We start from the raw sequence: 19,881 nt of genomic DNA on the forward strand, positions 1-19,881 counted from the left end.
GGACGGCCTCCCACCCGAGGAGCGGCTGCCCGCCGAGTAGCCGACGGCGAGGACCAACCGACCCGGTTCCGGCTGCCCGACCTCCCGACGACACCCCGATCACCGGCCTGGTCCGCCCGGCAAAAGGCCCCTGGCGCATCGAGCACGACCACCACGAACCCAAAACACGGCCTGCGCCCAGACCACTTCGAAGGCCGCTCCCGCAACGGCCCGCACCACCACACCACCCTGGTCACCGCCACCCACACCCCGGCTGACTCGCACCGGCGAAGGCACCCGACATCCGGGCGCCGCCCCGTGCCCAAAGCTCGAGACCGACCGAGACCAACGCCGATCACAGCCTTTTTGTCCGCCGACCGAACCGTCGCGTGAGCACGGGCACCTGCTCGACAAACGTCTTGCGCGGGCAGGACGCCTGGGAACTGACGAACCGGCGCACCCGTAACGGAGAAATAGTCACGTCGTATGGATCGGCGTGTCATGCGACTTGTTGGTCGTGTCCTGTTCCCTGAGCGGTTCCTTCGGCGGGTTTTGTCGATGAGAATGGGCTGGTGAAGCCTCAGTCCTAGAATCGGGCCATGGGTAGGACAGATCGGGCCAGCCGGCTGATCGCGGCACCGCCAGCGGCCGTCTACGGCGCCCTCCTCGACCGGGAGTCCCTTGAGGCCTGGCTGCCGCCGGACGGCATGCGCGGGCGAGTCGAGCGGTGGGATCCCCGCCCTGGTGGCGGTTTCCGGATGCTCCTCACCTATCTCGAGCCCGCCGACAGCCCCGGGAAGACGTCAGATACGACGGATGTCGTTGACGTCGAGTTCGCCGCCCTGGTGCCACCGGAGCGCGTGGTGCAGCGGGCGGTGTTCGAGTCTGACGATCCGTCGTACGCGGGCACCATGACGATGACCTGGCACCTCACTGCCAGCGGCGACGGAACCGAGGTGACCGTCATCGCCATGGACGTGCCACCCGGCATCAACCAAGCGGACCACGAGGCCGGGATCGCCTCCTCGCTGGCCAACCTGGCGTCGTACGTCGAAGCGGCCGACTGACTCAGTTCCGCTGTTGCGCAGGCCCGGTCACGTCGTCAAGGAAGCGGTCGAGCACTCACACCCGTCATCGCGCGCAACCCATCAGATGACGATAACGACGAGCCACAGTCACGCTCGTACACGACCACAAGAAGCGGACCAGAACCCGATCTTCACCTACGTATCCAGCGCGGCCTTTCACTGCTGCGGCCGCGCGTGGTGGCGGGTCAGCGCCTGCCAGCGCCGCTCGAAGTCGACGCCCTGCCCGCCGACGTAGTCGGCCGCAAGGGGCCGATTGTGCTGCGCAGTGATCCCACGAGCCGCGCACTCCCGCGCAACCGCATCAAGCAACGGGCTTTCGTTGCGCACCCGGTGTTCCGCCCACACGTCGTAGACCCGGAACGGCAGCAGGTAGCGACGCAAAGTCGACGCACTGACCGGCTTCCCGCCGCGGCCCGTCATGCCCTTCGTCTGTGCAAGGTAGGCGGAGAGCTGCTCGGCCCTGGGTTCCTCGCCGTGCTCGGCCTGGTACTCCCTCCACGCCAGGTAGTAGCGGTCGACGGTGGTGAGCGCAGCGGGCTCCCCGCGCGCGTCACCCTCGCCCGGCGGGTCGTCGACAGCAGCGCTCACCCGGGGCCCACGCTGCTCCTTGGCGGGGTGCGCACCCGCGCCGGCCGGTATCTCCTCAGACTCGTCGCTCGGCAGCGCCTCCCCGCTGGGCGTCCACCCGACAGACTCGACGGCGGGCGGCCGGCTTCCGTCGAACTCGCGCTGGCGGAAGGCGGCGACGAAGCGCTCCACGTCTGCGCCCGTAATGGGCCGGCCAGTGCCGCCGGTGATCCGATCCCGCTCGAAGACGTACCGCGCGAGGGCATCCGCATCGGGGCACGCCCCATGCTCCCGCGCGTACGTCAGCCAGGCGTTGTAGAAGTAGTCAGCCCATCCCTCACCCGCGTCGTGCAGGTTTCGGGGTTCGCTGCCGTTCTCGGCTGCAGGCGTGTGGCGCTGCTTGAGGAGCCGCAGCAGAGGGTCGAGCTGCTCGTCGGGCAGCGGTCCGCCGGCCGCGGTGGCGATGCCGTACCCGTCTTGCAGCCAGCCAGCGAACTGCGCGCTCGTCGGCTCGACTCCGAAAGCAGCCGTCCAGTCCTGGTAGGCGCCGGCGAGGTGGTGGGTGTTGTCTTCGTCCGCCAGGCCGTGCGCCGGCTCCGGGGGTGCGGTGCGCGGCTGCCCCACCGGCCGCCCCTGCGCGCCGGACACCGGCGCCCCCTCCACCTCCCTCCCGACGCCGGCCTCGAATCCGGCACCTGGCCGCTGGGCCGCAACCGGCCCGCTCCCGACGGTGAACCGAACCGGCAGCTCGTCGATGCCCGCAGCCGCCAGCCCGGCCGGAGCCGTCTCGGCCAGGGGAACGCCGTAGCGGGCCAGGCGCAGCGGGATCAGCGACTCCACCGGAGCCTTACGACGCCAGGCACGGCCGAACCGGGAGCGAAGACCAGCCCGGTAGACCAGACGCTCCTGCTCCAGCTTGACAACCTGGCCGTAGGAGCGCAGCTCCCACACCTTCATCCGCCGCCACAGCAGAAACGTCGGGACCGGCGCAAGGAGCCAGCGGATAAGGCGGACGCCTTCCATGTACTGGTCGGCGGTGATGTCGGCGATCCGGCCGATCGTGTGCCGGGCGGCCTCCACCGTCACGACGAACAACACCGGGATCACCGCATGCATACCCACGCCGAGCGGGTCGGGCCAGACCGCCGCCCCGTTGAACGCGATGGTGGCGGCCGTCAGCAACCAGGCCGCCTGCCGCAACAGCGGGAACGGGATGCGGATCCAGGTCAGCAGCAGATCCAGGGCCAGAAGGACACAGATACCGGCATCGAGACCGACCGGGAAAACATAGGAGAAGCCTCCGAAGCCCTTCCGCACCGCCAGTTCACGGACCGCCGCATACGAGCCAGCGAAGCCGATACCAGCAATGACCACAGCACCCGACACCACCACACCAACCAGAACACGCTGCAACCTGGTCAACTGCCCTAACGCAGCCACCCCTCCACTCCCCTACCGAAACAGCAATCACCACCCCCAACCCTGACACACACCACCCGCCACACCCGACCCCCACCACAACCCTGACCGAAACACGCCGCACACCATGCAAGGCGTGGCCATCCACTCACACAACACCCCTCCCCCAACCCACCGGCACCACACCGAACCCGCACCCCCTCACGCCACCGCACCACCAAGCCACCCCCGAGCGCAGAAGCCAGGCATCGGCTCGACCGAAACCATCCACAAACGGGTACGACAGGACCAGACCAACTCGGGCCGGCGGCCGGAGACGACGACGGAGGAGACAGCCGAGCCGAAGGCCATGAACAGGAGAATGCCGAACTCCGTGCCGAGGGATCGCCGCAGTTCTCGGCGTCCCAATTCCTCCCGGCGGAGCCGTCGAGTATGTAAGACGCCTTCGCCGCTCACCTACCGGCAGGATTGACGACGTACACCTCCCAGGGCTCCTGGCCGGGAGGTGTATGTCGACCTAGACCTGTGTACTGAAGGGCACAGCAGCAGGTGGTGTCCACTTCCCTCGCTGGTGGTCAGGCCGGCCTCGCCCAGGGCGGGTGGCGGCGTGGACGGGCTCGGTCGACTCGACCTCGACACTGAGGTGATCCAGGCGGGTGGTGGGGTCACCTCCGGGTGATCGACGAGGGCAGCTGGGGGTCACGCGGCGGCGTGCTGTCCGTCCTTTCCCTCCTGGACAGCGCGTGTTCACCGAGGAGCAGGCCAAGGCATTCCGGGCCGCGCTCGGAGCATGACCCGGGTCCGTGCGACTCCGCCGCCCCTCCGAGCCGCGGGCGTCAGCGCTTGATCGCGCCGGCGATGAGCGCGTGAAGCTGCTCGGCGGTGCGGTCGAGCGGCTCGGTGCTGCGTTGGGCCCGGCACAGGGCCACCGTGCCCTCGACAGCTGCCACGATGAGCGTCGCGAGCTGCGCGGCCCGTTCCGCATCGGCGCCGTGCTCGCGCAGCGAGGCGGCCAGCAGGTTCTCCCACTGGTCGAAGACCTCGGCAGCGGCAGCGAGGGCGGGCGGGATGCCGCTGTCGGCCGGGGGCTCCTCGATGGCCACGGCCAGGACCGGGCAGCCGGCACGGAAGTCACTCTCCACGACGATGCCGCGCCACAGGGCGAGGAACGCCCGCAACCCCTCGATCGGCCCCGCGTCCAGCTGCTCGCGCAGGCTCCGGGCCACCCACTCACCGGCGTACCGGACGGCCTCGGTGGCCAGTTGCTGCTTGCCCTCGGGGAAGTAGTGGTACGTCGAGCCGAGTGGGGCCTTGGCGTGCTTGGCCATCTCCCGGATGCTCGTGGCGCTCAGGCCACGCCGGCTGATCATGTCGGCGGCTCCGGCCACGATCCGCTCGCGTGACGGCGTACTGCTCTTGGCCACCTGTGCACATCCCTTCTGGCTATAACGACCGTCATAGTCTAGCGTGGCCCCTCGCTATAACGATCGTCATAGACGGTTGCCGCGACGAACCGAGGAGCCCCGCCGTGCCTATGATCGGGCTGACCATCCCGACCGGAGCCCTCACCGCAGAGGGCCGCACCACCGTCCAGCGCGACCTCGCCGCCGTACTGCTGCGCTGGGAGGGCGCCCCCGACACCGCCTTCTTCCGCGCCCAGGCGTGGAGCTACCTCGTCGAACTGCCCGAGGGTGCCCAGACCACGGCCGAGGACGACGCGCCACGATTCCTGGTGGAGGTCACCGTCCCGCAGGGGGCCTTGTCCGAGCGCCGCAAGGCGGGTCTGGTCGAAGAGGCGACGAAGACCGTCCTGTCCGCCGCCGGCCTCACCCCGGACGACGCCCTGCGGGTGTGGGTGCTGGTGAACGAGCAGCCCGACGGCACTTGGGGCGCGGGCGGCTCAGTCATCCGCTACGCCGGCCTCGTGGCCATGGCGAAGGAGCAGCGCACCGATGCGTGAACTGACCTACGTCGCCCGGCGCACCGTCGAATGGCGAGAAGCGCCCGACCCCAAAGTCCAGTCGAGCGATGAGGCGATCGTCACTCCGGTGGCCGCCACTGCCTGCGATGTCGATTCCGCCATCCTCGCCGGTCACGGCTTCATCGACCCGCCCTTCGCCCTCGGCCACGAGTGCGTCGCCCGGGTCGTGGAGACCGGCGACGCGGTCACCGCCGTCGCCCCCGGTGACATCGTGGTCGTCCCCTGGTCCATCAGCTGCGGCAGCTGCGACCGCTGCCGCGCCGGGCTCACCGCGCACTGCACCACCGTGCCCTACATGGCCATGTACGGCGCGCCCATCGGCGGGAACTGGGGTGGCCTCTTCTCCGACCTGGTCCGCGTCCCGTACGCCGACGCCATGCTCGTCCCTCTGCCCGCCGGCCTGGACCCGGTCGCCATGGCGTCCGCCAGCGACAACTGGTCCCTGGCCTGGCGCCTGATCGCCCCGCACCTCAAGGGACGCCCCGGAGCCAGGGTCCTGGTCGTCACCCGCGGCAGCATCGGCCTCTACGTCTGCGACATCGCCCGCGCGCTCGGCGCCTCCGACGTTCTCTACGTCGACCCCGATCCCGAACACCGGAAACTGGCCCGCGGTTTCGGTGCCGACACCGCCGAGACACTGGAACCCGTCCCGCAGAGATTCGACATCGCCGTGGAAGCCACCGGACGGGTCGACCAGCTTGCCCTGGCTGTCAAGTGCCTGAGTCCGGAAGGGATCTGCGAGTCGGCGGGCAACCACTTCCGCCCCGGCGAGCTGCCCCTGCTCGACATGTACCTCACGGGCGTCACCCTGCGCGTCGCCCGCGACAACGTACGCGCCCACATCCCCGACGCCCTCGCCCTCGCCGCCTCCGGCAAGGTCACCCCCGGAAAGGTGGTCTCGCACGTCATCGACTGGGACGACCTGCCGAGCGCCCTGCCGGAAAGGCATCTGAAGCCCGTCTTCGTCCGAGCAGACGGCTGATCACCCCGGATGCCGCCTCACCGCCCCAGCACACCGGGAAACCCGATGCATACCTCCCTCACCGACCCGCCGGCCACCGGCACACCGGAGCTCGAACGCCAGAAGGCGGCCATCACCCGCCTCGGCGACGAACTGCGTGCCTTGGTGGAAGCCACCGCCCGCACCGCCGCCTCCCCTGCAACCCTCCACCGCATGGCGGACGGCGTCCGCACCCTCACCGGACAGCTCACGGGGCGCCGACGCGCCAGGGGCGAGATTTCCGAAGTCGATGAGTTCCCCACCGGCACACGGATCTACAGCCCGGTCACCGGTGCCGGCAGCCCGCTCGCCCCACCGATGCAGGTCATGCCCGCCGACGACGGCCTAATCGGCGAGTGCACCCTCGGCATCGCTCACGAAGGCCCGCCCGGCTACGGCCACGGCGGCATGAGCGCGATGCTCCTGGACGAACTCATGGCCCGCGCCTGCGCGGCAGCTGGGATGCCCGGCCTGACCGTCTCCCTCCAGATGCGCTATCACCGCCCGGTCCCGCTGGAAACACCCCTGCGCATTCTCACACGTGTCACCGGCACGGACGCGCGCAAGATCTTGGTGAGCGGTTCGATCACCAGCCGGACGGATCCTGGCACGAACCTCGTCACGGCTGACGGGATCTTCGTCACCCCCGACCCGCTCCGCGTCCATGCCCTGTTCCCAGGCCTGCAGTCGTCCTGAGCAGTACCCACTTGTTCGGGCGGCCCCGTCTACGCTCAGCCATCTTCGATGAGGTGGTCTGCAGCAAAGTGCTGCAGGAGTTCCTCGGCCTGCCTGGGACCGGTACCGGTGAGGTGGGCGGCGGTGTCGGTGGACAGGTCGGGGCCGGGGTTGAGGGGCAGCAGCCTGAACAAGCGGGCCTGGTCCGGCGTGAGCTGCTGATAGGACAGGTCGAGGGCACGCCGCCGGCCCGGGCATGTCCCGAGCGGGCGCGTGCGGCGCACGCCGGGCCGGAGCAGGCTTCGTCGTCGCCCTCCTCGCCCGCCTGCAGAACAGCGGCCAGCGGGAGCGGGAGGTGACGGCCCGTCTGCTGGTGCCGGGTGAGCCGTAAGGGCAACCGGGCCGCAACAGCACCCGGTGCAGGACACGTCCGCTCGGCCACTGGCACCGGTGTCTTCTCGAGCGGCCAGGTGGTGAGAGGCTGGTCGCATGTGCGGTCGATACGTCTCCACCCGGCGCCCCCAGGACCTGGCGCAGCTCTTCCACTCCGAGACCTGGCCCGTCACACAGGCGCTCGCACCGAGCTGGAACGTCGCCCCGACCGACGACGTGTGGGCCGTCCTGGAGCGCAGTCCGTACCGCGACGGCGGTGCCGCAGCACCGCGCAGACAGTTGCGGCCGCTGCGGTGGGGCCTGGTGCCGCCCTGGGCGAAGGAACCGAAGACCGGCGCGCGGATGATCAACGCCCGGGTCGAGACCGTGCACGAGAAACCGGCCTTCCGCCGCGCGTTCGTCAAACGCCACTGCCTGCTCCCGGCGGACGGCTTCTACGAGTGGCAGCCCGGCACAGACCCGGCCACCGGCAAGGTCCGCAAGCAGCCGTACTTCATCCACCCCGAAGACGATCAGGTGATGGCGCTCGCCGGGTTGTACGAGTACTGGCGCGACCCTGCCGTCCCCCAGGACGACGACCCGGCCGCCTGGCTGACGACCTGCACCATCATCACCACCGAGGCCACCGACGCAGCCGGCCGCGTGCACCCGCGCATGCCGCTCGCGCTCACCGAGGACCACTACGAAGCCTGGCTCGACCCCACACACCAAGACCCCGACCACCTGCACGCTCTTCTCGGCCAGCCCGCCGACGGCCACCTCGACGCCCGCCCGGTCTCCACGGCCGTCAACAACGTCCGCAACAACGGCCCCCACCTCCTCGACCCGGTCAGCCCGTAGCGGCAACCCGGCCCGCGCAGGCGCACGCCACCGGCCGCTGCGCGGCGGGGACGGGTAACTCCACACACGCGCACTGGGGGCCACCTCGGCGACGGGCACCGCAGGAAGCGGCAGTGCCAACGCGGCTGGAGCGAACACCGCCGCGTCGTAGACCCGATACCTGCCGGGCATGCCCCGCGTCGGATGGCGGTGCCGCGGTCGGCTCGGGGACCGGCCACGGCACCACTTGCAACCAGACCACCACCGGCAGACGGATCCTGCCCGGCGCACCGCTGTCGGTCACCGAATCGCCGCACCCCCTGCGCACACCTGGCCGGCGCCCGGCGGCTGGACGAGGGCCGACAGAGCCGGGCTCAAGGCAGCCGGACCACCCGCACGCTGCCCGCCGACCGGTCCGGGCGGAAGGCGACGCCGTACTCGCGGGCGAACCGGTTCGCCTCCGCGGCCGAACCGCCCATCCCACGCAGATACAAGGCGTAAGCCACCGAGGTGATCTGTCCCTCGGTCAGATACAGAACCCATATGCTGCCGAGCTGGCGCGCGGCGCGCACCCTGTCGGCCAGGCCCTCGGCCGGCGGCACATGCAGCCGGTCACCCAGGTGCACGTACAGGCGCAGCGCGTCCATCTGCAAGCGGCGCAGCTCCACCAGCCGCTCCCCCGGCCCCGGCCCATCGGGGCGGAGGTCGGACGCGGGGCCGGCCTCGGCGTAGGCCAGCACCTCCCGACCGTTGCAGGCTTTTCGGTCGCCCGAGAAGGTGGCGAGCTGGCACGCTGCCTGCATGGATCACGCTGAGGTACTGCTCATCGGTGGACGCGCCGGCGTCGGCAAGTCGACTGTGGCCTGGGAGGTGTCAGCGCGTCTGCGTGCCACAGCGATCCCTCACGCGATCATTGAGGGCGATTTCATGGGGCAGGTGCACCCGGCGCCCGAGGGGGACCCAGATCGGTCGGAGATCACCGAACGCAACCTTACGGCGGTGTGGGCGAACTATGCCCGGCTCGGCTACCGGCGCCTCGTCTACACGAACACCGTCAGTGTGCTGCCCGAGGCCGCGGCCATGTTCAAGCGCGCCATGGGAGCGGACCTGCGAATCGTCCGGGTCCTGCTCACCGCATCCGATGCCACGGCCGCACAGCGGCTGACGGCCCGTGAACTCGGGTCGGAACTGGAGCACGAGGTGCGCAGCAGCCTCCGCAAAGCCCGACTGTTGGAAGATCAGGCACCGGCGGACGTCGTGCGCGTGGCCACCGACGGCAGGACGGTCGTGGACATCGCCCGCGAGGTGGTCGCCGCCACCGGCTGGGACCTCGATCTGTCAACAATCCACGGATCAGCAGAGCCATCGTGGCCGGAATAGTCATTCCCGACTCGTGAATCCCCGGACAGTGCAGCATGAGCCCGACCCAGGCCACCGCACTCCTGGCGGCTCCACAACAAGAAAGGACCCCGTCGAAGAGGGGCTGCACACCGCGGTCTGCTCGGGCAAGGTGGCACTCGCCGCGGCACAGAAGACGATCGCGATCGACTGGACCACCGCCCTGCACAAGCTCGGAGTGAGCTGACAGCCCCGCCAGCGCCCGGTCGTCTGTCAGTTGTTCGGTGCTCAGAATCCCAGTGGCTGTCCGGCCGCAGGGTCCGTATGCGGGTCAGGGGGTGTCACTGGTCCAGTCGAAACGGCCCGGGTCTCCGGGGCGCAGGTCACATACGGCCTTCCCGCCGGCACCGAACTGCCCCAGCTCGGTGGACAGCGCGACACCGGTGCCGGCCTCCTGGCGCGTGAGGCCGGTGATGTCGAGCAACAGGCCGTCCAGCGGACCGCCGACCAGTTCGGCGTAGCGCCGGCCGGGCCGCGGGCCCGGGTCGTCGTGGTCGGCACCGTAGACCCGGCCGCGCAGCAACTGCTCCTCATCACGGTCCATCCACTCAGCCTGACAGCCACCACTGACAACCGGACCAACCTGCAGACCGTGCAAGGCGGTACCCAGCCGCTCGAGCAGGGCCCGGGCCTTGGCCTCCTCGCTCGGCACCCTGCCGAGTGCGCAGGCGAGCGCGGCACAGGCCAGCTCGGCGTACGTCCTGCTCCTGACGCTCGTGCTCGGCACCGCGCCCCACGGCGGCGCGCGGCGCGGCGGCTGCCCGCCGCCCTGCCCGGGCCGGAGTGTTCCCCGGTCTTGGGCACCGCCCCGGCCGAGGACGCCGCCTGGCGCCGTCGGCCAACACCGGCGAGCGCGGCCTGCTCAGCGGTTACTCAAGTACATGCGGACGGATGTCCGTGAGAACCGATGACGCTCGGATGCCGTCCGGACCCGCCATGAGGTGCCACGCGCGCACCTTTCGGCACTGCGGCTGGCAGGCGCTCCCCGGCGGTGACGTGGCGGTGCGCGTCGATTCTCGAACCAACTGATGCACGGCGCGTCGCCAGCCCCGAACGCGCCGACCAGAGAGTTCGGGCAGGCTGGCCGTCATGAGCGAGACCTCTCCTTTGGTGAAGCAGCTGGGACTGGAGCCGCACCCCGAGGGCGGCTGGTTCCGGCGCACCTGGCAGACCGACGCGCAGACCCTCGCGGACGGCCGCCGCGCCGTACGCCCCTGCGCGACCGGAATCTACTACCTGCTCCATCCCGGTGAGGTCTCACGCTGGCACCGGGTCCGGTCGGACGAGATGTGGCTGTGGCACCGCGGCCACACCCTGACTCTCCGGCTCGGCGGCCACGGCCCCGACCCCGACCCGGGGGAGACGGTGATCCTGGGGCCCGGTGTCGAACGCGGGCAGCGGCCCCAGTACCTCGTCCCGGCCGGCGTATGGCAGACCGCCCAGTGCGAAGGCGACGAGCCGGTGCTGGTGTCGTGCATCGTCGCACCCGGCTTCCACTACGACGACTTCGAGATGCGCTGACCCCACCTACTCCAGCAGCCCGACTGCCACGTCGACACGTGGCCCTCCACCGAGGCGCTCGCACCGAACTGGAACGTCGCCCCCGCCGACTCGTCCGTGCTGGAGCGCACCCCGCACGGCGATGACGGTGCCGCAGTACCCGTGAGGGAGTTGCGGCCGCTGCGCTGGGGCCTGGTGCTGGCCCGGACGAAAGAGCCGAAGATCGACGCCCGGATAATCAACGCCCGGGTCGAGACCGTGCACGAGAAACCAGCCTTCCGCCGCGCATTCGTCAAACGCCGCTGCCTGCTCCCGGCGGACGGCTTCTACGAGTGGCAGCCCAGCAGCGGCGGCGCTTTCACCGGCGGGCTCGTTAAACAAGTGGTGGGCATCATCGAGCCACAGCACCGTCTGGCTGGACACGGTCTGTGAGTCGACAAGCGCGAGCACGGCTTCTGCAGTCTTCGGGTGGATCAGCCGCCAGCGGGGCAGGACGGCGCGGACGGCTTCGTAGGCGGTTCGGGTCTTGCCGGTGCAAGATGATCCGCGCACGACCAAGAGCTCGAACTGGTCGCCACTAGCGAACCTTTGGAGCCGTCGCCGAATCTCTGCGTCGTGTGGACGAGGCACGAAGGTCGGCAGCACGAACCCCGGGGCTGGGAGGCGCTCGCCGGGGCTCGGCGCTGCGGGGATGCACTCCCAGGCGCTGCGCGTCCCAGTCAGCTGTGGCCTTGCCTGTATCAGGCAATCGAGCGGTTGAGATCCGCTGGTGGGCGCTGGGCGGGTGACGGCAGAAGAGGGTTGCCCATGACGGGCCGAAGAACTCCTCGACGATCTCGGGGAGGTCTCTCAGGCGTTCGGAGACCGATTCCAGGCCCCAGGGGATGAAGGTGATGCCTGCTTCATTCAGCCGGTCGGCCTGTCTGAGGACCTCCTCGGCGAGCTGGGTCGGTTTCAGAGACTGGGTGGTGGCGTAGATGAAGGTCGCACTGCGCGCGGCCCATGTGCCGGCCAGGAAGTCATCGACCGCGGCCCGTATCTTCGCGGGTGTCAGATCCTTGACCCTGCGAGACTGGAGGGTCAGGTACCGGCGGCTGCCACTGAGCGCGTCGGAAGCGGCGGGGCGTACGTAGAGGTCGATACCGTCCTGCCTCCGACCGGGGGTTCCGTACTGCTGCGCGTACTCGGCGGAGCCTGAACGCTCTGCCAGTCACAGGAACAGCCGCTCCGTGTTTTGCCAGGTCACCTCGGCCAGCGGCAGAACTTCCGGAGATGTCTCAACCGGAGGTGGCACTGCTGCCCCTGTGGGGGCGTCTGTGAGCCACCCTGGGAGGCGGCCGTCGTACCCGGCCTCGTCATCAAGCTCCACGCGCCCATCGTGACACGCGGCTGTGACAGTTGGAGCCGCAGCCAGCCACGAGGCGGTTGGCAGCACGGGGACGACGCTTCCCCCGCCCGGGCAGCGCCCCACCTCGTCGCCCTTGTCCGCGCCGGAGTCCGCTTCGAACCCGGCCACCTCGTCGAACGTCCCGAAGCCCGCGCGGCATGAGCGATCGCAACCGATCCGCAGAACGCCACCCATGGCTCCGGGTCACGGGCGCGGGAAGCGGGCGCGCATGGCGTCGATGCAGGTGTCCCGGGACGTGGGCCCGCCGAAACCGAAGACGGTCGTAGGCCGTGAACGCCGGTTCCAGCGTGTCGAGTTCGTCGACGAGGGCGTGCAGCCGCTCAGACCACTGTGCTGAACCGGCATCCGGCTCGTTCGCTGCGGCGCTGATCGCGGTCGTCAGGTAATCCTTGCGCTGAATGGCGGCCGGGGTCACCGAGTGCAGACACACGTACTGTCCGCTGAGATACGAATTCCACTCCGCCTTCCCGGTGACCGGGTCGACCCAGTGAGCGGTGAACCACGCTTCGAGCAGCTCTACGCCGCCCGCCTCGTCGGCGAGAGCGAACAGGTCAGCCGGCACCATCTCAGCACCGTCGGAGCGCAGATATCCCGGAAGCGGCAGACGGTGCCCCAGCATCAGCTGGCGGACCGCATCGGCATCGCGGCCATGGACTGCGCACAGCTCCTCCAGGGCAACGAACTGCGCGCTGACGTATGCGTCATCGGCATCGGTCATCGGATGGTCGCCGTTGACTTCGCGGAATCGCTCGGCGAGCTGCTGCTTCAGGTCTGTCTCCGACATCGGGTCGCCTCCGGCGTTACCAGCGCGGGCATCTCCCGCACAGGACCCGACACGCTACCGGCCGGACGGTTCGGTACTCACCGAACCATCGATGGAATCACGACAGCACGAGGGCACCTCACCCTCACTCCGCCCACCGACCCACAGCTCTTGACAATTACTCATCGATCCAGACAACGGTCCGAGGGAACCGCTGCCCAAACACCGGCATCGCTCCGCGCGTCGGCCAGGCTTGCACTGGAGCGGGTACTCCACGGATCAGAAATGGCGACGGGATGGGTGGACAGTGCCGACACCGACCAGTGGAGCCAGGAAGTGCAACAGATCCTTCAGGCACGCGAAGCACCCGCTGATCACTAGTCGTGACCACATCACGGAAAGCGAGCCAGAACCCGTTCTCGTGAACAAAGCCACGCGAGCCCGGCGTCACTCTGGAACAGATCGCCGCCCGCTCTCCCGCCGCCGAAGGCCCCCCGGGGCCCTTCCGCAGTTGACATGTCCGCGGGAGCAGGTGTCTGCTTCCTGGGGTCGCTAGCCGGTGATCCGGTTCGGCGCAGTAGCGAGGCACCGGGGGACTCGGAGTGGAGTGGGGTACGCAGATCGCGACGCTCGGCGGCGCGCTGATCGCTATATCGGGCACCGTGCTGGCGGATCGGCTGCGCAGCCGGCAGGAGGTGGACCGTGGCTCGCAGACCCGGCGCCGTGAGCTGTACCTGGAGTTCATCTCCGCCGTCGGCAGTGCGTACACCCGGCTGCGGGAGATCGCTCAGGATCCCGGCGCCGTCGCGGACCTCGAGGCGGACAGCCGGGCCGCATTGACCGAGGCCGAGCTCTACCAGGTGCGCGAGCGGCTGTTCCTGGAGGGAGACGCGACAGTCGCCGCCGCCGGACAGGCGATGTTCGAAAGGCTGCGCGATCTGCGGCGGGCCGTCGCCACCGGCGCCGGGCCGCACTCGGCCACCTTCCACGACGCCTATCACCCGTACATCGCGGCAGCGTGGGGATACCGGGTCGCCGTGCGTGAGGAGTTGGAAGGCACCTCGCTCACCCCAGCGACCTTCGGCCTGTCGGCCTGGGACGGCAGGGAGCGCTGCCGGGACTGCCGTGTGGGCGCATCCGATCCCGGCCGGCCGGCCGGGACACCGTCGTGAAATTGGCTCGTGTTGGGCAGCAGAGAACAGCCGGCTCCGGCCACCCTGGACCTGAGCCGTGGTGGGACTCCTCCGGCTGACCGCGCTGTGCCCGCCGTCGTCACGTCGAGGGCGATCCGCCGGCACGCCCAGCCGGGCGCCCAACGCTGCGCGCTTATCCGACAAGATCCGAAAGAGAGGACCTGGGCCCCAGCCGACCCGGTCGAGGACGGACGCCAGCGCGACGCGCAGCTGTTCGTCGTCGCGGATCGGTACGGCGCGCTCCGGCGTCGCCGTGAATGCGCAGCGACCGCGCCCGCCGCTGCGGGCCTCGTAGCCAGTGACACCACGCCATGGCCGCACCCGGATTCACCGATGACCCTCGCGTTCCCCGAGATCCGGGCGGCGGCCCTGGCGCAGTTGCCAGCGGACACCGGGCTGGACGGCGAGCTGGTGGTGTGGGAGTCCGACCGGCTGGCGTTTGAGCGGCTTCAGCAGCGTCTCGCGCGGCGCAGGTCCGGTGCGGCCGAGGCAGCGTGCCGGTGGCGGGGCGAGCGGGTCAGGACGTCCAGCAGGTGTAGGTGAACCATGTCTGGACCTCGTCGGCGGACAGCACACGAGTCAGCTCGGCCGTCCCCGGGAGCATCGGGAAGAACCGGTCGGCGTTCCAACTGCGCGGGTACATCGGCTCGTCCAGCACGAGTAGGCGGCGTCCCTCCACCACGGGGATGTCGTCGGGCAGCCCCTCGTTCCAGATCCGTTCCCCGTCCGGGGCGAGGAGTTCGAAGGCCCCGGTCGCGACGGCCCCGGTGCGCCCCTGGGCGGGCTCGGGATCTGTAGCCAGGCGGACGCTCTCCGCCGATGGTGCGGTGCCGGGCACGTGGCCGCCGCCGACGAGTACGTGGGCGAGCAGCGTGTGCAACTGGAAGTTGTCCCCGATTCCGCCGATGCGCACTTCAAACCCGGTGCCGGTGGGCCGGTGCAACACCACCAGGGGCTCGTCGTCCAGGATTGCCAGCGCGTAGGCCAGGCACTTGAGGTCGTGCCGTTCCACGGCCGCCAGGTCACGGCAGGCGGGGAGGAGCGCGGAGGCGTGGCGACGGCGCACGTCGGTGCTGCGGCACAGCACGGCCAGCGCGGGAGGCTGCCACTGCTCGACCGAGCACCAGGCCAGCGCCAGCCGCAACGCCTCGTGCGCCTCGCCACCCAGTCGGGCCATCAACGCGTCATTGATGATCTTCTCGTCGGCTTCCGGCAGTTCGTCCCCGGCACCGCCGGCGGCTGCCCAGCGGCGGGCGAACTCCACGGCATCGAGCAGGTCCCCGTGGGTGCCGTCGAGGATCGGCTTCGCACAGGCCGCCGGATCGGCACCGCGTTCCACGCAGAAGCCGGCCATCGTTGCCAGCATCGGGCGCGGGCCGGTGGGTGGAAAGGCGGGGAGTAGCGCGGCCAACCGGGGTCCCACCGCCACGCATTCGATGCCCGTCGCCGACTGCAGACCACTCATCACCGCGTTGAACGCACGCTCGGTGCGGCCACCGTCGCGAGCGGCCACTGCCTGCTCCAACTCGAACATGACGGCGGCCAGGTCCACGGCCTTCTGCTTCCTTCTGAAGATCACCGGCACACCTTAGGCCCGAGACCTGACAGGTGTCATCAGGCCACCGTCGGGCCGAAGATTCCTGCCGCTCCATGCTGTCGGAACCCGTGAACATTTGCTGTCGGTTCTCGGTGAACAGAGCCAGATGCGCCCTGAGCGACCCAGCTGTCAACTGATACGGCACTCGTGCGGTATGCGCTGACGGGAGCGGCTCGGCTGGCGCGGGTGACCAGCACAGGAGCGGCCCGGCACGGGCAAGGTGAGTGGGCGTGGTGCGAGGCGGTGTTCCTCGACCCGGTGGGGCAAGCGGTGCAGCAGCGGTGGGCGGATGCCGCCATGACCGTGGCGTTCGAGGAATTGCCGCCGGTGTCCGCGTTCCTGGTGGTCGCGGGGCGCCGCTGGGGTCCGGGTGGTCGGCGACCACGGGGCGGCACGTGACCGCGAGATCGAACGCGACCCAGTGCCGTGGACAGGTCGCCGGACGCGGCGAGAAGGTGGGCTGCATCTCGGTGCCCACGATGTCGGGGGCGAACGTGCGGTAGGCGTCCAGCTCCGCGGCGATCGCACGCTCGGCGTAGTCCGGCTGGGCCATACCCCGGATCAGGACCGCCTCGGTGCCCCGTCGGTCTCGCCGGTGCCCACCAGCTCTGGGGGCCGTACGGGCGCCGGAGCCGGGAACCGCGGACCGAGCGCCAACTCGTCCACCAAAGGGTAGCCGTCGGGGGCGAGGAAAGCGATCTGATGGCCGCGCATGACGGCGGCTCGTGCCATGGCGAGGCACCGGGTGATGGCTCCGATGCCGAGGGCGCCGCCGAGGGGTTCAAAGAGGATTTTCACAAGTGGCCTTTCTCCGAGGAGTCCGAGGGGGTGTCGACAGGGGCGGGCTGAACGTTCCGAGCCGCGGTCGGCGCCGATTCCGGGCCGGTCCCCCGGGTACGGCGGCCCGTCAGCAGCACGCGGCCCACTACCGCGGCGGTGCCCAGCAGCAGTGGGGACGCTCCCAGACCACCGAGCGCGCCGGCGCCGGCCGCTCCGGCGGCGGCGAAGGTGCTCTTCAGCCCGGCGCCGAGGGTGAAGACCTGGGTGCGGACGGCGGCGGGCGCGTAGCGTTCGCGGCTGGCCAGCAGCGCGCTGAACAGGGGGCCGGTACAGAATCCGGCGGCGGCGAACAGGGCGGTCGCCACCAGGACGTGGCCAGACCAGGGCACGGCCGCCAGGGGGAAGGCCGTACTCAGAAGGCCCCAGAGGACCACGCGCTCGGGCCGTTCCTCGCCCACGGGCCGGTAGGCATAGCTCAGCGAGCCCGCCGGGCGCCCACGGCGAACGCGGTCATCAGGCCGCCCGTTGCCCATGCAGTGTGGTACCGGCGGGCGAGCAACACGCTCACGACGGGCAGCGCCCCGACGCCCAGCTGGCCCACGCTGCTGGCCCAGGTGACCGACCGGAGCGGGCGGTCACGGACAAGTACGGCCGCGCCGCTCAGCAGGTCGGCGGGCCGGAACCGGGTCCCACGCCGCCGCTTCGCGGACCTGGGACGCAGCCGCAGCGAGCACAGCCGCAGGCCGCCGGCCGTCGCTCCGGTTCCCAGGGCGGCCAGGGCGAGGCCGGCGCTCGTCGCCGTACCCAGGGCGGCGGCAGCAGCGGGCCCGCAGATGCCGGCCAGGTTGTAGGAAACGGCATCGGCGCTGAACGCCCGGTGAGCCGGTCCTTGGGCAGCAACTCCCCGAGCAGGCTGGTCAGTCCGCCGGTGAGCAGCGATGCGACGCATCCCGCGGCGGCGGCCAGCGCGAGGACCACGAGGTCGCCGGTCCTGCCCACCAGGGCAGCCAGCGCAGCGAGCGCGCTGCCGTACAGGGCGACCCCGCCGCCGTGGAAGAGTCGGCGCCGTCTCACCGAGTCGGCCAGGGCCCCGGCCACCGGAGCCGCCACGACGTGCGGGACCATCAGCGCGGCCACCAGCGCGCCGCCCAGCGCCGGGCTGTGGGCGCGCTGTGCTGCCAGCATGACGAGCGCGACCCGGGCTCCTTCGTCGGCCGTGCGGGCCAAGGCGGCGGCCGTGAGGTAGACGGGCAGTGCCGTGGGGCCGCCCGTACGCGGTGCGGAGCCGGTGGCGTCGGTCATCGGCGCAGGATGTGCTGCCGGTGGCGGTACAGCACGGTGCGCTCGGTGTCTTCGGTGCGCAGCCAGGTCACGGTGCCGCCACGATCGTGTGGTCGAGGAAAGGGACTGTCTCGCTGACCTCGCACACCGCGCTGAGGGAGGACCGGGTCAGTACGGGGGCTCCGTGGGCGAGGGACCATGTGACGCCCTCGAAGCGTTCGTGCGGTGGGGCGGTGGCGAAGCGCTGGGCGAGGTGCCGGTCGGGCCACGCCAGCACGTTGACGGCGAACGTCCCCGCCTCCGTGACCGCGGCAAGGGTACGGCTGCCGGTGGTCAGCTCCCTGCGTTCGCTCCCCGTTCACACGCCTCGGCGTACCCACGGGCGCGTGTTTGACGCCCTGCGCGCCCCTTTGGTGGCTCCGCCACCCAAAGGGACCACCCCTACGATGCGGGACAGCCTCCAAGGAGATCCTGGTAGGCCCGTATCACCGACGTGGCAGAGGGAGAAATGACGGACGCCGAAGAAGCCGCCCAGTCCGGTGGGCTGTCGGTCGTGTCCATCACCACCGGCTGCATCCACGTGGTCACCCCCGCCGGGGAAATCGACCACCACACCGGCGACACGCTTCGCCAGGCCCTCGATACCTGCGATGCCGCTCAACCGCGCATCGTGGTCGACATGCGGCAGGTCACGTTCATGGACTCCAGCGGCATAAACATCCTCATCGCCGCCCACCGCCACCTGACCGACGCCGGCGGCTGGCTGCGCCTGGCCGCACCCACCGAATCCGTCCTGCGCACCATGCGAATCGTCGGTGTGGACGCCATCATCGACTGCCGGGACACCCTCCGTCACGCACTCGGCATCTGACGCCACTTCGGCCGGCCGCAGAGCAATCCCTGGCGGGTGCCGCCGCGCCTATGGGCCGTACGGATTGCTGCTGTGCTGCCGAGGGCCCGGAGAGAGCGGCTGTCAGTGGGTGCTGAGCAGGCCTTCGCGCAGCCGGGCCAGGCAGCGCGACAGCAGCCGCGAGACGTGCATCTGGGACACCCCGAGACGTTCGCCGATCTGGGCCTGGGTAAGTTCCTCCACGAACCGCATGTGGATGAGCCTGCGGTCCCGTTCGTCGAGTCCGGCAATCAGCGGGGCCAGGGCGTGGAAGTTCTCCACCAGCTCCAGGGCCGGGTCGTCGGTGCCGATGAAGTCGGCCAGGGCGCCTTCGCCATCCTCGCTGGCGTTGATCGCGGCGTCCAGGGAGGAGGAGTTGTAGCCGTTGGAGGCCAGACGGGCCTCGATCACCTCGTCCTCGGGCAGGCTCATCAGCTCCGACAGTTCCTTCACCGTCGGCGTGCGGCCCAGCCGGCTGCGCAGCTCCTCGGTGGCTCGGGCCAGCTGGACGCGGGCCTCCTGCAGACGGCGCGGCACATGCACGGCCCAGGTCGTGTCACGGAAAAAGCGCTTGATCTCGCCGACGATGTAGGGGATCGCGAAGGAGGTGAACTCCACCTCCCTCGACAGCTCGAACCGGTCGATCGCCTTGATCAAGCCGATCATGCCGACCTGGACGATGTCCTCCATCTCCTCCGGCCCCCGGCTGCGGAACCGGCCGGCCGCGAAGCGGACCAGGGACATGTTCATCTCGATCAGCGTGTTGCGCGCGTAGCTGTACTCGGGCGTACCCTCCTCCAGCACCGCCAGCTGCTCGAAGAACAGACGCGTCAACTGCCGGGCATCCTTCGGCGCCACCTGGGAGGGATCTGCAACCTCCGGCAGGCCGTCCACGCTCGTGTCCACCTGCGAGGCAGCCACTGTCGTCATGATGCTTCCCTCCCCTATCGCTGTACGCTGCCGGCCTGCCTCGACCCGACGACCGCGCGTCTACCCAGGCATCTGCAGGCCATGCCACGACGCCAGCGGGCCGGCCCCCTGCCCGGCAGCCGCGGCCAGCTCGTCACGCATTCCAACACCACTGACACCGGCGACGCGGGTGTGTGTGAAACGGCAGGGGGTAGGCGAGCCAGCCGGAACAAATTATTCCG

The 19,881-nt window shown here is 70.2% G+C and carries 23 protein-coding genes and 3 pseudogenes; 13 read left to right on the forward strand and 13 right to left on the reverse strand.

The annotated features are described in order from the left end of the window. Window positions 1–578: 578 nt before the first annotated feature. Window positions 579–1,046 (forward strand): SRPBCC family protein, encoded by a 468-nt coding sequence (locus ACGFZN_RS35715; RefSeq protein WP_393862626.1) that lies wholly within the window; start codon window positions 579–581, stop codon window positions 1,044–1,046. Window positions 1,047–1,223: 177 nt separating this feature from the next. On the opposite strand, the gene ACGFZN_RS35720 is transcribed toward ACGFZN_RS35715, so the two are convergent. The 3 genes and pseudogenes from ACGFZN_RS35720 to ACGFZN_RS35730 form a co-directional block, all read right to left on the reverse strand. Beyond that, the gene (locus ACGFZN_RS35720; protein WP_393862728.1) at window positions 1,224–3,026 is read right to left on the reverse strand and encodes a DUF2637 domain-containing protein; all 1,803 of its coding nucleotides are present in this window, start codon (window positions 3,024–3,026) and stop codon (window positions 1,224–1,226) included. Between the two features lie 497 nt (window positions 3,027–3,523). Then, window positions 3,524–3,714, reverse strand: a pseudogene (locus ACGFZN_RS35725) (glyoxalase/bleomycin resistance/dioxygenase family protein); the annotation flags it as partial. 175 nt (window positions 3,715–3,889) lie between these two features. After that, entirely contained in the window at window positions 3,890–4,477 is a 588-nt protein-coding gene (locus tag ACGFZN_RS35730; protein WP_393862627.1) for a TetR/AcrR family transcriptional regulator, read from the reverse strand. 104 nt (window positions 4,478–4,581) lie between these two features. Between ACGFZN_RS35730 and ACGFZN_RS35735 the strand changes: the two genes are divergently transcribed. Genes ACGFZN_RS35735 through ACGFZN_RS35745 form a run of 3 tightly spaced genes read left to right on the forward strand, consistent with a single transcriptional unit; the run spans window position 4,582 to window position 6,730 of the window. Then, entirely contained in the window at window positions 4,582–5,013 is a 432-nt protein-coding gene (locus ACGFZN_RS35735; RefSeq protein ID WP_393862628.1) for a 4-oxalocrotonate tautomerase family protein, read from the forward strand. Next, window positions 5,006–6,016: a zinc-binding dehydrogenase gene (locus ACGFZN_RS35740; protein ID WP_393862629.1), complete on the forward strand. Its 1,011-nt coding sequence runs from the start codon at window positions 5,006–5,008 to the stop codon at window positions 6,014–6,016. Before ACGFZN_RS35735 ends, ACGFZN_RS35740 begins: the two co-directional genes overlap by 8 nt. Window positions 6,017–6,061: 45 nt before the next feature. Further along, window positions 6,062–6,730 (forward strand): PaaI family thioesterase, encoded by a 669-nt coding sequence (locus tag ACGFZN_RS35745; protein ID WP_393862630.1) that lies wholly within the window; start codon window positions 6,062–6,064, stop codon window positions 6,728–6,730. Between the two features lie 35 nt (window positions 6,731–6,765). On the opposite strand, the gene ACGFZN_RS35750 is transcribed toward ACGFZN_RS35745, so the two are convergent. After that, window positions 6,766–6,993 carry a hypothetical protein gene (locus ACGFZN_RS35750; RefSeq protein ID WP_393862631.1) on the reverse strand — a complete coding sequence of 76 codons (228 nt, stop codon included), beginning with the start codon at window positions 6,991–6,993 and terminating at the stop codon, window positions 6,766–6,768. A gap of 205 nt (window positions 6,994–7,198) precedes the next feature. Between ACGFZN_RS35750 and ACGFZN_RS35755 the strand changes: the two genes are divergently transcribed. Then, window positions 7,199–7,942 carry an SOS response-associated peptidase gene (locus ACGFZN_RS35755; RefSeq protein WP_393862632.1) on the forward strand — a complete coding sequence of 248 codons (744 nt, stop codon included), beginning with the start codon at window positions 7,199–7,201 and terminating at the stop codon, window positions 7,940–7,942. Window positions 7,943–8,295: 353 nt separating this feature from the next. On the opposite strand, the gene ACGFZN_RS35760 is transcribed toward ACGFZN_RS35755, so the two are convergent. After that, window positions 8,296–8,724: a DUF6417 family protein gene (locus ACGFZN_RS35760; protein ID WP_393862633.1), complete on the reverse strand. Its 429-nt coding sequence runs from the start codon at window positions 8,722–8,724 to the stop codon at window positions 8,296–8,298. On the opposite strand from ACGFZN_RS35760, the gene ACGFZN_RS35765 reads away from it, so the two are divergent. Together ACGFZN_RS35765 and ACGFZN_RS35770 are read left to right on the forward strand one after the other, a co-directional pair. Next, window positions 8,723–9,301, forward strand: coding sequence for an AAA family ATPase (locus tag ACGFZN_RS35765; RefSeq protein ID WP_393862634.1), 579 nt, complete (start codon window positions 8,723–8,725; stop codon window positions 9,299–9,301). The two genes, ACGFZN_RS35760 and ACGFZN_RS35765, sit on opposite strands and share 2 nt — an antisense overlap. 28 nt (window positions 9,302–9,329) lie before the next feature. Beyond that, window positions 9,330–9,506 carry a hypothetical protein gene (locus ACGFZN_RS35770; protein WP_393862635.1) on the forward strand — a complete coding sequence of 59 codons (177 nt, stop codon included), beginning with the start codon at window positions 9,330–9,332 and terminating at the stop codon, window positions 9,504–9,506. Window positions 9,507–9,590: 84 nt separating this feature from the next. Here the strand turns inward: ACGFZN_RS35770 and ACGFZN_RS35775 are convergent, their stop codons facing one another. After that, window positions 9,591–9,863 (reverse strand): hypothetical protein, encoded by a 273-nt coding sequence (locus ACGFZN_RS35775; RefSeq protein WP_393862636.1) that lies wholly within the window; start codon window positions 9,861–9,863, stop codon window positions 9,591–9,593. A gap of 545 nt (window positions 9,864–10,408) precedes the next feature. Here ACGFZN_RS35775 and ACGFZN_RS35780 point away from each other — a divergent pair. Both ACGFZN_RS35780 and ACGFZN_RS35785 read left to right on the forward strand, forming a co-directional pair. Continuing rightward, on the forward strand, window positions 10,409–10,840 hold the full coding sequence (locus ACGFZN_RS35780) for a cupin domain-containing protein (protein WP_393862637.1): 432 nt from the start codon (window positions 10,409–10,411) through the stop codon (window positions 10,838–10,840). A gap of 54 nt (window positions 10,841–10,894) precedes the next feature. Next, window positions 10,895–11,251 (forward strand): annotated as a pseudogene (locus ACGFZN_RS35785) (SOS response-associated peptidase family protein); the annotation flags it as partial. Between the two features lie 1,159 nt (window positions 11,252–12,410). Here ACGFZN_RS35785 and ACGFZN_RS35790 read toward each other — a convergent pair. Beyond that, window positions 12,411–13,011, reverse strand: a pseudogene (locus tag ACGFZN_RS35790) (DUF6058 family natural product biosynthesis protein). A gap of 581 nt (window positions 13,012–13,592) precedes the next feature. Here ACGFZN_RS35790 and ACGFZN_RS35795 point away from each other — a divergent pair. Both ACGFZN_RS35795 and ACGFZN_RS35800 read left to right on the forward strand, forming a co-directional pair. Beyond that, the gene (locus tag ACGFZN_RS35795) at window positions 13,593–14,162 is read left to right on the forward strand and encodes a CchlQ (protein WP_393862638.1); all 570 of its coding nucleotides are present in this window, start codon (window positions 13,593–13,595) and stop codon (window positions 14,160–14,162) included. A 354-nt stretch (window positions 14,163–14,516) separates the two neighbouring features. Beyond that, window positions 14,517–14,726: a hypothetical protein gene (locus ACGFZN_RS35800; protein WP_393862639.1), complete on the forward strand. Its 210-nt coding sequence runs from the start codon at window positions 14,517–14,519 to the stop codon at window positions 14,724–14,726. Here the strand turns inward: ACGFZN_RS35800 and ACGFZN_RS35805 are convergent. Continuing rightward, window positions 14,701–15,762: a hypothetical protein gene (locus tag ACGFZN_RS35805; protein ID WP_393862640.1), complete on the reverse strand. Its 1,062-nt coding sequence runs from the start codon at window positions 15,760–15,762 to the stop codon at window positions 14,701–14,703. The genes ACGFZN_RS35800 and ACGFZN_RS35805 overlap by 26 nt on opposite strands. Before the next feature lie 204 nt (window positions 15,763–15,966). Between ACGFZN_RS35805 and ACGFZN_RS35810 the strand changes: the two genes are divergently transcribed. Next, window positions 15,967–16,179, forward strand: a complete 213-nt coding sequence (locus ACGFZN_RS35810; protein ID WP_393862641.1) for a hypothetical protein — start codon at window positions 15,967–15,969, stop codon at window positions 16,177–16,179. A 162-nt stretch (window positions 16,180–16,341) separates the two neighbouring features. Here ACGFZN_RS35810 and ACGFZN_RS35815 read toward each other — a convergent pair whose 3' ends face one another. The 4 genes from ACGFZN_RS35815 to ACGFZN_RS35830 form a co-directional block, all read right to left on the reverse strand. After that, on the reverse strand, window positions 16,342–16,578 hold the full coding sequence (locus tag ACGFZN_RS35815; RefSeq protein ID WP_393862642.1) for a hypothetical protein: 237 nt from the start codon (window positions 16,576–16,578) through the stop codon (window positions 16,342–16,344). Then, entirely contained in the window at window positions 16,575–16,949 is a 375-nt protein-coding gene (locus tag ACGFZN_RS35820) for a hypothetical protein (RefSeq protein WP_393862643.1), read from the reverse strand. The genes ACGFZN_RS35815 and ACGFZN_RS35820 overlap by 4 nt, the downstream gene beginning before the upstream one ends. 271 nt (window positions 16,950–17,220) lie before the next feature. Next, a complete protein-coding gene (locus tag ACGFZN_RS35825; RefSeq protein ID WP_393862644.1) occupies window positions 17,221–17,862 on the reverse strand; it encodes a hypothetical protein in 642 nt (213 codons plus the stop codon). Window positions 17,863–17,929: 67 nt separating this feature from the next. Next, complete coding sequence (locus tag ACGFZN_RS35830; protein WP_393862729.1) at window positions 17,930–18,178, reverse strand: flavin reductase; 249 nt, start codon at window positions 18,176–18,178, stop codon at window positions 17,930–17,932. A gap of 171 nt (window positions 18,179–18,349) precedes the next feature. Here ACGFZN_RS35830 and ACGFZN_RS35835 point away from each other — a divergent pair, with 171 nt between their 5' ends. Beyond that, window positions 18,350–18,712 (forward strand): STAS domain-containing protein, encoded by a 363-nt coding sequence (locus tag ACGFZN_RS35835; RefSeq protein ID WP_393862645.1) that lies wholly within the window; start codon window positions 18,350–18,352, stop codon window positions 18,710–18,712. A 102-nt stretch (window positions 18,713–18,814) separates the two neighbouring features. Here ACGFZN_RS35835 and ACGFZN_RS35840 read toward each other — a convergent pair whose 3' ends face one another. Next, entirely contained in the window at window positions 18,815–19,660 is an 846-nt protein-coding gene (locus ACGFZN_RS35840) for an RNA polymerase sigma factor SigF (RefSeq protein WP_393862646.1), read from the reverse strand. Between the last annotated feature and the right edge of the window lie 221 nt (window positions 19,661–19,881).

Origin of the sequence: Streptomyces sp. NPDC048192, from assembly GCF_043202415.1 — a bacterium.
In the GTDB taxonomy this organism is placed as follows: Bacteria; Actinomycetota; Actinomycetes; order Streptomycetales; family Streptomycetaceae; genus Streptomyces.